Source organism: Arsukibacterium ikkense (genome assembly GCF_000987775.1).
In the GTDB taxonomy this organism is placed as follows: domain Bacteria; phylum Pseudomonadota; class Gammaproteobacteria; order Enterobacterales; family Alteromonadaceae; genus Alishewanella; species Alishewanella ikkense.
The window spans coordinates 19,263-31,504 of the sequence record NZ_LAHO01000005.1; the positions used below are offsets into that span (position 1 = coordinate 19,263).

14 protein-coding genes are annotated in these 12,242 nt (G+C 47.1%); 7 read left to right on the top strand and 7 right to left on the bottom strand.

What is annotated here, in order from left to right; genetic code table 11:
• Nucleotides 1-5 precede the first annotated feature (5 nt).
• Nucleotides 6-629: a riboflavin synthase gene (locus tag WG68_RS06645; protein WP_046556897.1), complete on the top strand. Its 624-nt coding sequence runs from the start codon at nucleotides 6-8 to the stop codon at nucleotides 627-629.
• Here the strand turns inward: WG68_RS06645 and WG68_RS06650 are convergent.
• The 3 genes from WG68_RS06650 to WG68_RS06660 are packed head-to-tail and all read right to left on the bottom strand — an operon-like array spanning nucleotide 626 to nucleotide 2,464.
• Entirely contained in the window at nucleotides 626-826 is a 201-nt protein-coding gene (locus WG68_RS06650) for a CPXCG motif-containing cysteine-rich protein (protein WP_046556898.1), read from the bottom strand. The genes WG68_RS06645 and WG68_RS06650 overlap by 4 nt on opposite strands.
• A gap of 15 nt (nucleotides 827-841) precedes the next feature.
• A complete protein-coding gene (locus WG68_RS06655; RefSeq protein WP_046556899.1) occupies nucleotides 842-1,594 on the bottom strand; it encodes a pteridine reductase in 753 nt (250 codons plus the stop codon).
• A 9-nt stretch (nucleotides 1,595-1,603) separates the two neighbouring features.
• Nucleotides 1,604-2,464 (bottom strand): fructosamine kinase family protein, encoded by an 861-nt coding sequence (locus WG68_RS06660; RefSeq protein WP_046556900.1) that lies wholly within the window; start codon nucleotides 2,462-2,464, stop codon nucleotides 1,604-1,606.
• A gap of 147 nt (nucleotides 2,465-2,611) precedes the next feature.
• Between WG68_RS06660 and WG68_RS06665 the strand changes: the two genes are divergently transcribed.
• From WG68_RS06665 to rplT, 6 genes are all read left to right on the top strand, one after another.
• Complete coding sequence (locus WG68_RS06665) at nucleotides 2,612-4,105, top strand: methyl-accepting chemotaxis protein (RefSeq protein ID WP_046556901.1); 1,494 nt, start codon at nucleotides 2,612-2,614, stop codon at nucleotides 4,103-4,105.
• 2 nt (nucleotides 4,106-4,107) lie between these two features.
• The gene (locus WG68_RS06670; RefSeq protein ID WP_046556902.1) at nucleotides 4,108-4,638 is read left to right on the top strand and encodes a DUF6436 domain-containing protein; all 531 of its coding nucleotides are present in this window, start codon (nucleotides 4,108-4,110) and stop codon (nucleotides 4,636-4,638) included.
• 185 nt (nucleotides 4,639-4,823) lie between these two features.
• Nucleotides 4,824-6,734, top strand: coding sequence for a threonine--tRNA ligase (gene thrS / locus WG68_RS06675; RefSeq protein ID WP_046556903.1), 1,911 nt, complete (start codon nucleotides 4,824-4,826; stop codon nucleotides 6,732-6,734).
• Nucleotides 6,735-6,774: 40 nt separating this feature from the next.
• The gene (gene infC / locus WG68_RS06680; protein ID WP_046556904.1) at nucleotides 6,775-7,317 is read left to right on the top strand and encodes a translation initiation factor IF-3; all 543 of its coding nucleotides are present in this window, start codon (nucleotides 6,775-6,777) and stop codon (nucleotides 7,315-7,317) included.
• A gap of 91 nt (nucleotides 7,318-7,408) precedes the next feature.
• Nucleotides 7,409-7,606: a 50S ribosomal protein L35 gene (rpmI, locus tag WG68_RS19350; RefSeq protein ID WP_082122441.1), complete on the top strand. Its 198-nt coding sequence runs from the start codon at nucleotides 7,409-7,411 to the stop codon at nucleotides 7,604-7,606.
• Between the two features lie 16 nt (nucleotides 7,607-7,622).
• The gene (rplT, locus tag WG68_RS06685) at nucleotides 7,623-7,979 is read left to right on the top strand and encodes a 50S ribosomal protein L20 (RefSeq protein WP_019676566.1); all 357 of its coding nucleotides are present in this window, start codon (nucleotides 7,623-7,625) and stop codon (nucleotides 7,977-7,979) included.
• 152 nt (nucleotides 7,980-8,131) lie between these two features.
• On the opposite strand, the gene WG68_RS06690 is transcribed toward rplT, so the two are convergent.
• The 4 genes from WG68_RS06690 to WG68_RS06705 form a co-directional block, all read right to left on the bottom strand.
• Nucleotides 8,132-9,235, bottom strand: a complete 1,104-nt coding sequence (locus tag WG68_RS06690) for an META domain-containing protein (RefSeq protein WP_046556905.1) — start codon at nucleotides 9,233-9,235, stop codon at nucleotides 8,132-8,134.
• A 64-nt stretch (nucleotides 9,236-9,299) separates the two neighbouring features.
• Entirely contained in the window at nucleotides 9,300-10,181 is an 882-nt protein-coding gene (locus WG68_RS06695; protein WP_046556906.1) for an alpha/beta fold hydrolase, read from the bottom strand.
• Between the two features lie 63 nt (nucleotides 10,182-10,244).
• A complete protein-coding gene (gene upp, locus WG68_RS06700; RefSeq protein ID WP_046556907.1) occupies nucleotides 10,245-10,871 on the bottom strand; it encodes a uracil phosphoribosyltransferase in 627 nt (208 codons plus the stop codon).
• Between the two features lie 46 nt (nucleotides 10,872-10,917).
• Nucleotides 10,918-12,180: an HD-GYP domain-containing protein gene (locus WG68_RS06705; protein ID WP_046556908.1), complete on the bottom strand. Its 1,263-nt coding sequence runs from the start codon at nucleotides 12,178-12,180 to the stop codon at nucleotides 10,918-10,920.
• Nucleotides 12,181-12,242: the final 62 nt, after the last annotated feature.

The window sequence follows — 12,242 nt, forward strand, 5'->3', positions numbered from 1 at the left end:
GTTTTATGTTTACCGGAATAGTTCAGACAACCGCGCAAGTGCGGGAAATTCGCGATGAAGGGCAGCTACGCCGCCTGACCTTAGCGGTACCACCAGCCAATTTACAAGCGCTGGAGCGCGGTGCCAGCGTTGCCATCAATGGCGTATGCTTAACGGCAACGGAGTTCGATGCGGCTGCAGGTTGGGTTAGCTTTGATGTGATTGCCGAAACGCTAAGCAAAACCAATTTAGGTAAGCTAACGGTGGGCAGTAAGGTCAACCTGGAGCGTTCGCTAACCTTTGGTAGCGAGCTTGGTGGTCATATTGTATCGGGCCATATTCAAACCACCGCCATATTAAGCAGCTTAGTGCGTGAACAGCACAAAGTCAGTATGCAGCTCAGCCTGGATAAACGCTTTTTGCCTTATATCCTGGATAAAGGTTTTATTGCGGTAGAAGGCTGTAGTTTAACCGTGGGTGAAGTGACGGAGCACGGCTTTAGTTTATATCTTATTCCGGAAACACTGGCGATTACCACCCTGGGTGATAAGCGCGAAGGCGATATTCTCAATATTGAGCTGGATCAGCAAACGCTGACCATAATTAAAACGGTAGAGCGGGTGATGGCCGAGCGCTTTAGCAACACTTAATAGTATTGCTCGTCTTCGGCATCAACAAAAATTTGCACACTATGATGCAAAATATCTTTGTGTACCTTTAAGTGAATAGGATTGCAGCAGTTGCTGCAATCTTCAATATAATCTTGATCTTCATCGGTAACTTCAATGTCCATATGCACCGGGTGGCCGCAAAACGGACAACTGATGGTTTTAGATAACATGCTCATACTGCCTCCTTTTACTCAGGCTTTTTGCGCGGCTCCTAAACTGCGGCCACCGTCAACGGCAATGATCTGGCCGCTAATGTAAGGCGAATGCAGTAAAAACAGCACAGTATTGGCGATATCCTCCGGTGTGCCAGTGCGTTGCAGCGGTATTTGCTGCAAAATAGCGGCCTTGTCGGTTTCCGCTAACTGCTGGCTGGGCCATAAAATAGCACCGGGTGCGATACCATTAACTCTTATTGTAGGCGCTAATTCGCGCGCCAGTGATTTTGTCATCATTAATAACGCCGCTTTTGCCATACAGTAAATACTGTGATCTGCCAGTGGCTGCTGCGCATGAATATCCACCATATTGATAATGCAGCCGTTATTCTCCGATAGTGCGGGTGCCAGTGCCTGGGCTAAAAAATACGGCGCTTTAACATTACTACCAAATAAATCATCCCAATTATCTAAAGTGGCACCGGCAAGTGGTGTAGGATAGAAACTGGAAGCATTGTTAACCAAAACATCCAGCCGCTGAAAGCACGCCAGGGCGTTACTGGCCAGTTGCGCCAATGCTTGACTGTCCAACAGGTTTGCTGGCAGGGTAGCGGCACTATTGGGCCGCTGCTGGTTCAGGCTGCCTGCCAGGCTATTGGCTTCTTTATGTGACTGATGGTAGTGAATAATTACCCGGTAACCGGCCTGGTGCAGGGTGCAAATAATTTGCCTGCCTAAGCGTTTGGCACTGCCGGTAACCAACGCCACCGGGCTGTCTGAACTCGACATAAACCTATCCTAGTAAAATTGCTGTTTAATCATCTCCTGAGCTTGTACCAGAAAAGTGCCACGAAACAAATAAGCATGATTAAGCACATGATATAAATTATAAAGATCTTTACGTTGCTCATAACCGTCGGGCAGTTTATTAAGTTGCTGGTAACTTTGGTAAAAGGTGTCGGGAAAGCGGCCAAACAGGCTGGTAAAGGCAACATCGGTTTCCTGATCGCCGTAATAGCAGGCTGGGTCGAAAATAACCGGTGAGCCAGCCAGAAAGCCAACATTACCCCGCCATAAATCACCGTGTAACAGGCTGGGAGCCGGTTGGTGATGCGCCAGACGCTGACGGCATTGCTCTACCAGGTAGTCGATGTTGCCAAAACCAAAGCCTTGCTCCAGTAACAATTGTAATTGCCAGCCAAGCCGTTGCTCTGAAAAAAAACTGCTCCAGTTGCTTTGCCATTTATTGGGCTGCGGGGTACGACCAATCGCATTATCCCAGTCAAAGCCAAACATTGCCTGTTCATGCTGTTGATGCAGCAGCGCCAGTTGCTGGCCGAGTTGCTGCCAGCCAGCACCGCTTTCTTTCACTAATGGCAGGTATTCCAGCACGAGAAAGGCTTTATCGATGGTTTGGCCATAGCAAATAACCTCTGGCACGCGAATGCAGTGATGTTGGCGCAAGGTTCTGAGGCTGAGTGCTTCCGTCGCAAATTGTTCCAGTTGTTCCCGCTGATTCAGTTTAACGAAAAAATCCCTGCCATTGCCGCTGATTTTAAACGCCAGATTAATATCACCACCGGTAAGCTGGCTTTTATCTGTAACTTTAAAGTCGGTATCCAACTCACTATTGATATGATCTGCAATCGCCTGCCACATCGGGTTTCTCCTTTTTCCGTAGTGGTTTTAGTATGGCTGATAAACCAGAAAGATCACTGATCTTAACCCGGCTTTAATGACGTAAAACAAAATTTATGATTAAGTAACTGCTACAGTTGTTTTGTCTGCCCTCTTCCTGGAGTTTACATGGCCATTATTATCCCCCGTTTTCGTGTGCAAGCTTACAGCATCATGAGTGTTGTCAATATAGGGTTGTTTATATTGGCATTGTTGTTGGCCAGTTGGCACAGTACCTGGCTGCCGGCGCTGTTAATAGGCTTGCCCAGTGCTGTATTGCCAATATTGTTTTATAGGCTACTGGGTGATCACTTACTGGTCAGGCTGAGCTTTGGTGTTAGTTTGATGTTTTTTGCCGCTTTACATATTCATCAGGCTGCCGGCATGCTGGAAATGCACTTTGGCATTTTTGTATTATTAGCGCTATTAATCGCTTTTCGTGATTATCGGGTCATCTTAGCTGCTGCTGTTACCATTGCCGTGCATCATCTGTTATTTATGTGGCTGCAAATGCAGGACGTTGGCGTATTCTTAGTGCCAGTACAAAGCTTATCGCTGGGCATTATTATGGTTCATGCTGCTTTTGTGGTGGTGGAGGCTGCGGTATTGATTGTTATTTCCAGGCACAGTTATCGTGAGGCCGAAGTAGGCCAAAGCTTATTTGATGCGACCGAGAAGTTATTGACCAGTGACGGTAAGGTAGAACTGACTCACCGCTGTGTTGATTTAAACTCCCGGGTGATTAATAATTTTAATGCAGTATTTGATACCTTACAAAAAACCCTGACAACTATTGAACAGCAATCTACGACGTTAAAAAAAGAGTCTGGTATTTTACGCGCTGAGGGCGATGCGCTGGCCGTAAGCATGCGCAATGAAATGACTGAAGTTGAGCGCATCGCTGCGGCCACTGAACAGATGTCACATAGTATTCAGGATGTGTTTAATTTGTCGCAACAGGTACTGCAATTTTCCAAAGCGGCTGAGCGGGCTGCCGATGAGGGTAAAACTTCCGTAAGTAATACCATTAGCTCGGTGCAGCAATTGGCAAACCAGTTAAGTGATACCGGCCGCACGGTAAATGATGTGGCCAATGCTACGGTTGATATTCGCAAGGTGCTGGATGTGATTCAGTCTATTGCTGAGCAAACCAATTTACTGGCACTTAATGCGGCGATAGAGGCGGCCAGAGCGGGTGAGCAAGGCCGTGGCTTTGCGGTGGTTGCTGATGAAGTGCGCACCCTGGCATCACGTACCCGTGGCTCAACCGATGAAATTAAGCAGATGATTGAACGGTTGGTAGACAATAGCGCGCAATCGGTTACGGTAGTGAAACGCAGCATTGAACAGCTGGAAGATACCCGGCAGCATGCCGAGCAAAGCGGTCAGCTATTGCAAACTATTCTGGACCAGGCCAGACAGGTTGCAGATTCCTCCGATACCATGGCAAACGCGTTACAACAACAAAGCGCATCCAGTAATGAAGTGGCGCAAAGCGTGCAACAGCTTAATCAGATGACCTCAGAGCAAAATGCACTGGGTATTAAAGTACTGCAAAGTGCTGATAGCCTCGAGCAAATTACCGTTGCGCTTAGTCAAGAGTCAGCTAAGTTCCGGGTTTAATTATGGCGAGGCAAGCCGAGCTGAAAACTATACTGCTAGGCGTTGTGTTTGGCATCTGGTTAATGCTTAGTAGTATTGGTTTATACTATTTTGGTAATCAGCACTACGGCCAATTTGCAGGCGAGACAAATTGGCAACTGCCGCCAGCGGCGGCGTTTAACCTCAGTGCTCTGGGTATCCTGCCAAAAACGGGTATTCAGGTAATACATGCTCAGCAGGATAACTGCATCTGCAATAACAGGGCAAAACAGCATATTGCATTGTTTACCACTGACTACGGTGTGCCAGCCCAGGCCCAATTGCACGTCAAGCCAGCACAGCTTATGCAAGCGGGTTTTGCTTTGCCAGCCAGCCCGGCAGTATTGATTTTTGACAGTGGTCAACTGATCTATGCCGGCCCTTATGCGACAGGCCCGCTGTGCTCTGTGGCAGATAGCATAATGGCGCCTGTTTTGCTGCAAAAGGTGCAATTGCCCGGGCTTTGGTTGAATGGCGAAGCAAAAGCTTGCCGATGTTTAATTAAACCAGAATAGTTAAGCCTGAGTAGTCAAGCCAGACGGCTGATGTTACTATAGCGCCGCTATTATTATTACCGGACCACAGGCTTTGACAAATGACTTTTGGTGTAAGCCATTAACTGTCGTTGCCGGCTCAGGTAATACCTCAATTATTAAACAAGTGACCCTTGGTGTGGGCCACCACTGTAAAAGGATAAATCATGCCAGTTATTACTCTGCCAGATGGCAGCCAGCGCGCGTTTGACTCTGCAGTTTCTGTGATGGATGTCGCCAAAGACATCGGCCCCGGCTTAGCCAAAGCTACCATCGCCGGTAAGGTGAATGGTCAGTTGGTTGATGCCTGCGACCCTATCACCACTGACGCCAGCTTAAGTATTATTACCAGCAAAGATCAGGACGGCCTGGAAATTATCCGCCATTCTTGTGCTCACTTGTTAGGCCATGCCATTAAGCAAATGTGGCCAAACGTGAAAATGGCCATTGGCCCGGTGATTGAAAACGGCTTCTACTACGACGTGGATTTAGAGCAGCCGATCAGCAGTGATGATTTAGCAGAGCTCGAAGCGCGCATGCTACAGCTTGCCAAAACTGAATACGACGTTGTTAAGCATAAAGTGAGCTGGCAAGAAGCCTTTGATACTTTTAAAGCCCGTGGTGAAAGTTACAAGATGGAAATTCTGGAGCAGAACGTAAGTAAAGACGATCAGCCAGGCTTGTATCATCACGAAGAATATATCGATATGTGTCGTGGCCCGCATGTGCCGAATATGCGCTTTTGCCAGCACTTTAAAATAATGAAAGTGGCCGGCGCTTACTGGCGTGGCGATTCGAAAAACAAAATGTTGCAGCGGGTGTATGGCACCGCCTGGGCCGATAAAAAGCAGTTAGCTTCTTATTTACTGCAGTTAGAAGAAGCCGAAAAGCGCGACCACCGTAAAATTGGTAAAGCACTGGGTTTATTTCACTGGCAGGAAGAAGCACCGGGCATGGTGTTCTGGCATAACGATGGCTGGACCATTTTCCGCGAGCTGGAAAGCTTTGTGCGTGAAAAGCTGGGCGAATACGACTACGACGAAGTAAAAGGTCCATTAATGATGGACCGGGTGTTGTGGGAAAAGTCAGGCCACTGGGAAAAGTATGCCGAAAACATGTTTACCACCCATTCTGAACACCGGGAATACGCCATTAAGCCGATGAACTGCCCGGGGCATGTGCAGATTTTTAACCAGGGTTTAAAATCGTACCGCGATTTACCGCTGAGAATGGCCGAGTTTGGCTGTTGTCATCGCAACGAGCCATCAGGTGGCTTGCATGGCTTAATGCGGGTACGTGGCTTTACCCAGGATGATGCGCATATCTTCTGTACTGAAGATCAGGTGCAGGCCGAAGTGACCAAATGTATTCAGATGGTGTTCGATGTATACAGTACCTTCGGCTTTAAAGAGGTGAAAGTAAAACTGTCTACCCGGCCAGCACAGCGTATTGGTTCTGATGAAAGCTGGGATAAAGCCGAGCAAGGCCTGATTGAAGCGCTGAAAAGTAATAATATTGACTACGATTTGCAGCCAGGTGAGGGCGCCTTTTACGGCCCGAAAATTGAATTCACCCTGCACGACTGTTTAAACCGGGCCTGGCAGTGCGGTACTATCCAACTTGATTTCGCCCTACCGGGCCGTTTAGGTGCCACTTATATTTCTGAAGGCGGCGAAAAACAGGTGCCGGTAATGATTCACCGTGCCATACTCGGCTCACTTGAGCGTTTTATCGGTATTTTAATCGAAGAATATGCGGGCCTGTTTCCAGCCTGGTTAGCCCCAACCCAGGTGGTGGTAATGAATATTACCGATAATCAGGCCGAATATGTGCAAAATTTAGTAAAAACTTTCAAATCTCACGGTATTAGAGCCATTAGTGACTTGAGAAATGAGAAGATAGGCTTTAAAATCCGCGAGCACACGCTTAAGCGTATTCCGTACCTTGTTGTCGTAGGCGACAAAGAGATGGAAGCGGGCGATATCGCCTTAAGAACGCGTAAAGGTGAAGACCTTGGTAAGATGTCAGTAGCAGCTTTTGTAGAGAAGCTTACTACTGAAATTAAAACCCGGGTGTAAAACACTAAGCGTATAAGAATAATTTTCGGAGGAACATACTATTAAAGTAGGAAAGAAAACATTACCTGCAAACCGTCCTAACAGGATCAACGAAGAAATTAATCTGCCAGAAGTGCGGTTAATTGGTGTCGAAGGTGAGCAACTGGGTGTAGTAAGTATTGCTGACGCGATTAAATTAGCCGAAGAAGGTGGCAACGATTTAGTTGAAATCAGCCCGACAGCCGAACCACCAGTTTGTAAGTTGATGGACTACGGTAAGTTCCTGTTCGAAAAGAGTAAAGCTCTTAAAGAGCAGAAGAAGAAGCAAAAACAGATCCAGATTAAGGAAATAAAATTCCGGCCTGGAACTGACGAAGGCGATTACCAGGTAAAACTACGCAACCTGCGTCGCTTCATTGAAGAGGGTGACAAAGCTAAAGTAACGCTACGCTATCGTGGTCGTGAAATGGCGCATCAGGAGATAGGCCTTGAAATGCTAACTCGGATTAAAGACGATTTAGCTGACATCGCGCTGTGCGAATCCTTCCCTTCACGGGTGGAAGGTCGTCAGATGATCATGATGCTGGCCCCAAATAAGAAGTAATAAGTGCCTTCAAGTTTATTAAGCTGCGGCTCGCCGCAGTTTTTTAACGCCTTATTATTCGTTGTAACTTAACAATGCGAGTTTAAATACTATGCCAAAGATGAAAACCAATAAAGGTGCCGCGAAGCGTTTCAAAAAAACCGCTTCTGGTAACTTTAAACGTAAGCAATCACACCTTCGCCACATCCTGACGAAGAAGACTTCTAAGCGTAAGCGTCAGTTAGGTCCAAAAACCTTAGTCGCTAAAGTAGACATTGCCGGCTTAGTCCGCTGCATGCCGTACGCATAAATCATAGGAGTCAGAAATGCCAAGAGTTAAACGTGGTGTAACGGCGCGCGCGCGTCATAAGAAGGTGTTAAACCAGGCCAAAGGTTACTACGGTGCCCGCAGTCGTGTTTATCGTGTTGCTTTCCAGGCCGTTATTAAAGCCGGTCAATATGCTTATCGTGACCGTCGTCAGCGTAAGCGTCAGTTCCGTCAGCTGTGGATCGCGCGTATTAACGCAGCGTCACGGATGAACGGTTTATCTTACAGCCGTTTCATTGCAGGTCTGAAAAAAGCCTCTGTGGAAATCGATCGTAAGATCCTGGCCGACATCGCTGTATACGACAAAGCCGCTTTCACTGCTTTAGTATCTAAAGCAAAAGAAGCCTTAGTCTGATATAAGCCGATAGCATCGGGAGCCACTTAACAGTGGCTTAAATACCCTCATTATCTTTTGATATGAGGGTATTTTTTTGGCTGTAATCTGCCTATCGTCAGTTGCCATAAAAAAACGGCTCAATTTTGAGCCGTTGTTTAAACTGTGTGTTGTTAATTCAGTGCCGGTTTAAATTCTATTAATAAGTTATTGTCTTTGAACAGCTGCAGTTTATCACCGTTAACCTCAGCCCGGTCGGCCGCTTGCAGTGAGCTGGTAAACTGCTGTTCAAGTTGGCTGCTGTCGCTACAGTACTTCTGAGTGCTGGCCAGGCCAGCAACATTTAAACGATTGGCACGTTGCTGATAACTGCCATTAAAACTATTGCAGCCGGAAAAACCGTATAAGCGGTCTTGTCCATCAAAAATCATCCGCACATTCAGCTGTTGTGGCAGATAACGGCCTGCCAGTTTTTCGGCACGCCAGACAATGCCATGAATTTTGCCTGGAGCATAAGGATCAGGGCATGCTGCATTCGGCCAGAACTGTTCAAACTTCTCTATCAACAACTGGCTTTCGCCTCGCTCATTATCACGTTTGCGGCCAACTAAGGTGGCGATAACGGCATTATTACGTAAGCGTTCATCCTGCTGATAATGACGCATCATCGGCAAATGATGCTGGGTATTGGCTACGGCCAGTGTTTCGCCAGACTGACAAAGAGTAAAAGTTGCCTGATTGTCCTGCAGCAGGTACAGCCCAAGCATCGGCTGGCGGCTATCAAGTTTCACAAATTCGTTTTCGCGTTGTAGCTGATAATTTAACGCTGAACTGATGGGTTTACCGGCCAAATCCAGCATAGCGAGACGATTATTACTGGTAAAATAAAACGCTGGCAAGGTTTGCTGCTGATTAACCAGATGCAGGTTACGTTTTTCCAGCAGCCAGATACCTTTAATAATATTGATATCGCCGCGTTCCAGGTATTCCTGCCGTATTTCAAAGCGGCCATCACGATACAGGTTTAAATGATACTGAATACCAGGGCAGTCGGCACAGGGCAGGGTGCCACTGAAGCTGACATCCGTGTCGATAAAAATTTGTTCGAAATTGGTGGCAACAGCTTCAGTAGTTGCACTGTTTGGCACAATGTCGTCAGTCAATGGTTGTGACAACAGCTCTGTGCTGCTGACCTGGGCCGGACTGCTTGTTTCAGGTGCAGGCAGTTGGCTACAGCCTGCCAATACCAATGCCGCTAGTAATAAGGACTTTTTCATCTGCGTACCCTGAACTGAATTTGGCGTATTATAACGCAAAGCCCCGCTATGTATAACGGCAATTTTAACGTGATCCAAGCTGCAGATATTGCAATATTAGCTGCGCGGTATGCGCTGGGTTTTCCTGCATAAAGCAGTGACCGCCGGCAGTGGTCATACTTTGTACTGCAAGGTTGCGGCTTTGCCATTTTTTAACAGCTTTACTAACAAAGGGGTAGCTGTTTGCGCCATAAATAACCAAAATTGGCGGGCACGGCAGGCTCAGTTGCTGCCAGAGTTTGTCGGGATAGGAGCTGAAAATCTCCGCTTCACGTTCAGGTTTACATTTTAAACTGAGGCCATGCTCAGAGGGTGCCAGTGCATGTTCAATGTAAGCGGCTAGCGCTTCGGGCTGCCAGTTTTTAAACATGCCCCTGTTTGTCAGATAATTTATGGCAGCACTCTTATCAGGCCAGTGCTGGCGACGACGCAAGGCCGCTTTGGCCATCGGGTTTTTCCGGTACAGGCCAACGCCGTTTAATGAGCGCATAACTGTCAGCATCGATGGGGTAAACAGCACGGGATCAAGCAAGATCACCTGCCCAAATGGACTGTTAGCATTGCAATGCATTAATGCCGTTAACACCCCTCCAAAACTATGGCCTACGCCGATAATGGGCTGCCCGGCAAACAGCTGACGGTGTGCTTGTAATGCCTGCTTGGCAAGTTCGGCACTGGCATTCCAACCTAAAAAAGGCCCGCCATGGTCACTGTCGCCATGGCCCTGGGCATCAGATAAGAAAAAATCAAAATGTGCTTGTAATTGTTGCAGCAATGGCAGGTAAGTGCGACTGCAAAAACCGTTGCCATGCAGCAAATGCAACACGGGTTTGCCGCTGGGTTGGCTGTGATAGCCGCGTAACGTAAAACCATAGTGAGTAGGGTAGTGCCAGGGGATCAGATCCACAAATTATACTCATTAACTAAAAATGGCACCAAAGTGCCATGTTTTATGCGGACAGGCAAGCGGTTAGCGGGTACCGAATAACTTATCACCGGCATCGCCCAGGCCAGGCAGAATATAGCCGTGCTCATTCAGGCAGCGGTCTATTGCTGCCGTATAGATCTCAACATCGGGATGTGCATCTGACAATGCTTTAATTCCTTCGGGCGCGGCCACCAGCACCAGTGCTTTAATATGCTTACAACCCTGTTTTTTCAATAAATCGATGGTGGCGATCATGGAACCACCGGTCGCCAGCATGGGATCGACTACCAACGCCAACCGCTGGTCTAATTCTGCTGCCAGCTTGTGAAAGTAGGGTACCGGTTGCAAGGTGCTTTCGTCGCGGTAAATCCCCACCACACTAATGCGGGCACTGGGCAATAAATCCAGAACGCCATCGAGCATACCCAGGCCTGCCCGCAGAATGGGCACTATAGTGACTTTTTTGCCCTGAATTTGTTCAATCTGACATTCGCCGTTCCAGGTATTGATCGTGGTGGTTTCAGTGGCTAAATCTTTGGTCGCTTCATAGGTTAGCAAGCTACCAAGCTCACCGGCCAACTGCCGAAACTGTTTGGTACTGATATCGGCATCCCGTAGCAGGCCGATTTTATGTTGTACCAGCGGGTGTTTTACTTCTGTTACCTGCATGCTGGGTTCCTCATGCTTTGCTCCTGTTGCTTTTTTGCTAAGTGGTTTAGCCCGGTTTACCCTGGACATAATAACTTACCTGGGCCCTGGGGTTCAGATATTCCCGCACCCGTTCGGGTAAGCTGGCCACGCTGAGCACTTTACTGATAGCAAGTTCATCGCTATCCAGACTGATGATCGGAGCTTCCAGCCTGGGAACATCCGGCTCGTAAATCATGACGTTAGGTTGCAATAAGCTGTTGCTGTTTACTGACATCACCATCGCTATTCGCTGGTCGCTTAACATTACCACAGTACCAGGTGGATATACGCCCATCATTTTAATCATCACCCGCATGGTAGTGTCATCCAGTTTACCTTTCATGCTTTTATACATATAAGCCAGCGCATGATGAGGCGAGCGGGCTTTGGCCGGATCGGCAGGGTGACAAAGATTGTCAAATTCGTTAACGACTGCGACGACATGGGCTAATTTATTAATTTGTTCATTTTTAAGGGCTTTGGGATAGCCAGTACCATCCAGGTATTCATGGTGCTGTTCAATAATTGGCCAGGCTTCGAGCGGAAAGGTATCAGCCAAGCTCACCAGATCAGTACCGAATTTAGTATGCATCTTTAATAAATTTTGTTCAGGTGCGGTTAGTGGCGTGGTTTTTCGTAAAATCTGGCTGGGTACTTTTAGTTTGCCAATGTCATGAAAAAGGGCGCCAATACCGATAATTTTAATATCAGCAGCCGAAAATCCAAGATTTCGCGCTAACATCATACTAACGATAGAAACGTTAAGCACATGGTAGTACAAGGTTTCTTGATCTTTGTTACCTGAGGATATTAAGTGCAGGATCAGGCTTTCGGCATTAACAATGGTTTCTACCAGCTGGCTTATCAGTTGCGAGGCTTCAGTAATGGCATTTAATGGCCGGCTGCTTACCTGTTTCATCAGGTCGCGCACCTGATTTAAAGAATGGTTAAAAGCTTTCTCAGTTTTCTGAATATCCCGCCGGTGCGCTTTGGCTTGCTCAATGCGGCGCATTTTATCTGCCAGCATTTTAGTCTGTGCTTCAGACATTTTACTGTTAAATTCAATTTCTTCGCCTGCAGAGCGCTCTGCAATATCAAGGGTTATCTGCTTGCTTTTTTCCGGGAAAAAATACACATAATCCAGCTCCAGATTTTTAATAATGTGCAATTGTTGCTCGTTTTCAACCAGCATATTGCTAGATAAAAATGGGTGCTTCATCCAACCACTTGGCAGTTTAATGGCGTAGCCTAATTTAACTTGTTCCGGTTTAATTTTAAGGGCAGACAAACACTACTCCATATAAGAAGCTAACAACATTAGTGTCTAGTGTAAGTAACGCAAAGCGGCTA

What these genes read in the sequence shown, in the direction of transcription:
- WG68_RS06645 (WP_046556897.1), top strand. Translation starts at nt 6, where the DNA reads ATGTTTACCGGAATAGTTCAGACAACCGCGCAAGTGCGGGAAATTCGC.
- WG68_RS06650 (WP_046556898.1), bottom strand. Translation starts at nt 826, where the DNA reads ATGAGCATGTTATCTAAAACCATCAGTTGTCCGTTTTGCGGCCACCCG.
- WG68_RS06655 (WP_046556899.1), bottom strand. Translation starts at nt 1,594, where the DNA reads ATGTCGAGTTCAGACAGCCCGGTGGCGTTGGTTACCGGCAGTGCCAAA.
- WG68_RS06660 (WP_046556900.1), bottom strand. Translation starts at nt 2,464, where the DNA reads ATGTGGCAGGCGATTGCAGATCATATCAATAGTGAGTTGGATACCGAC.
- WG68_RS06665 (WP_046556901.1), top strand. Translation starts at nt 2,612, where the DNA reads ATGGCCATTATTATCCCCCGTTTTCGTGTGCAAGCTTACAGCATCATG.
- WG68_RS06670 (WP_046556902.1), top strand. Translation starts at nt 4,108, where the DNA reads ATGGCGAGGCAAGCCGAGCTGAAAACTATACTGCTAGGCGTTGTGTTT.
- thrS (WP_046556903.1), top strand. Translation starts at nt 4,824, where the DNA reads ATGCCAGTTATTACTCTGCCAGATGGCAGCCAGCGCGCGTTTGACTCT.
- rpmI (WP_082122441.1), top strand. Translation starts at nt 7,409, where the DNA reads ATGCCAAAGATGAAAACCAATAAAGGTGCCGCGAAGCGTTTCAAAAAA.
- rplT (WP_019676566.1), top strand. Translation starts at nt 7,623, where the DNA reads ATGCCAAGAGTTAAACGTGGTGTAACGGCGCGCGCGCGTCATAAGAAG.
- WG68_RS06690 (WP_046556905.1), bottom strand. Translation starts at nt 9,235, where the DNA reads ATGAAAAAGTCCTTATTACTAGCGGCATTGGTATTGGCAGGCTGTAGC.
- upp (WP_046556907.1), bottom strand. Translation starts at nt 10,871, where the DNA reads ATGCAGGTAACAGAAGTAAAACACCCGCTGGTACAACATAAAATCGGC.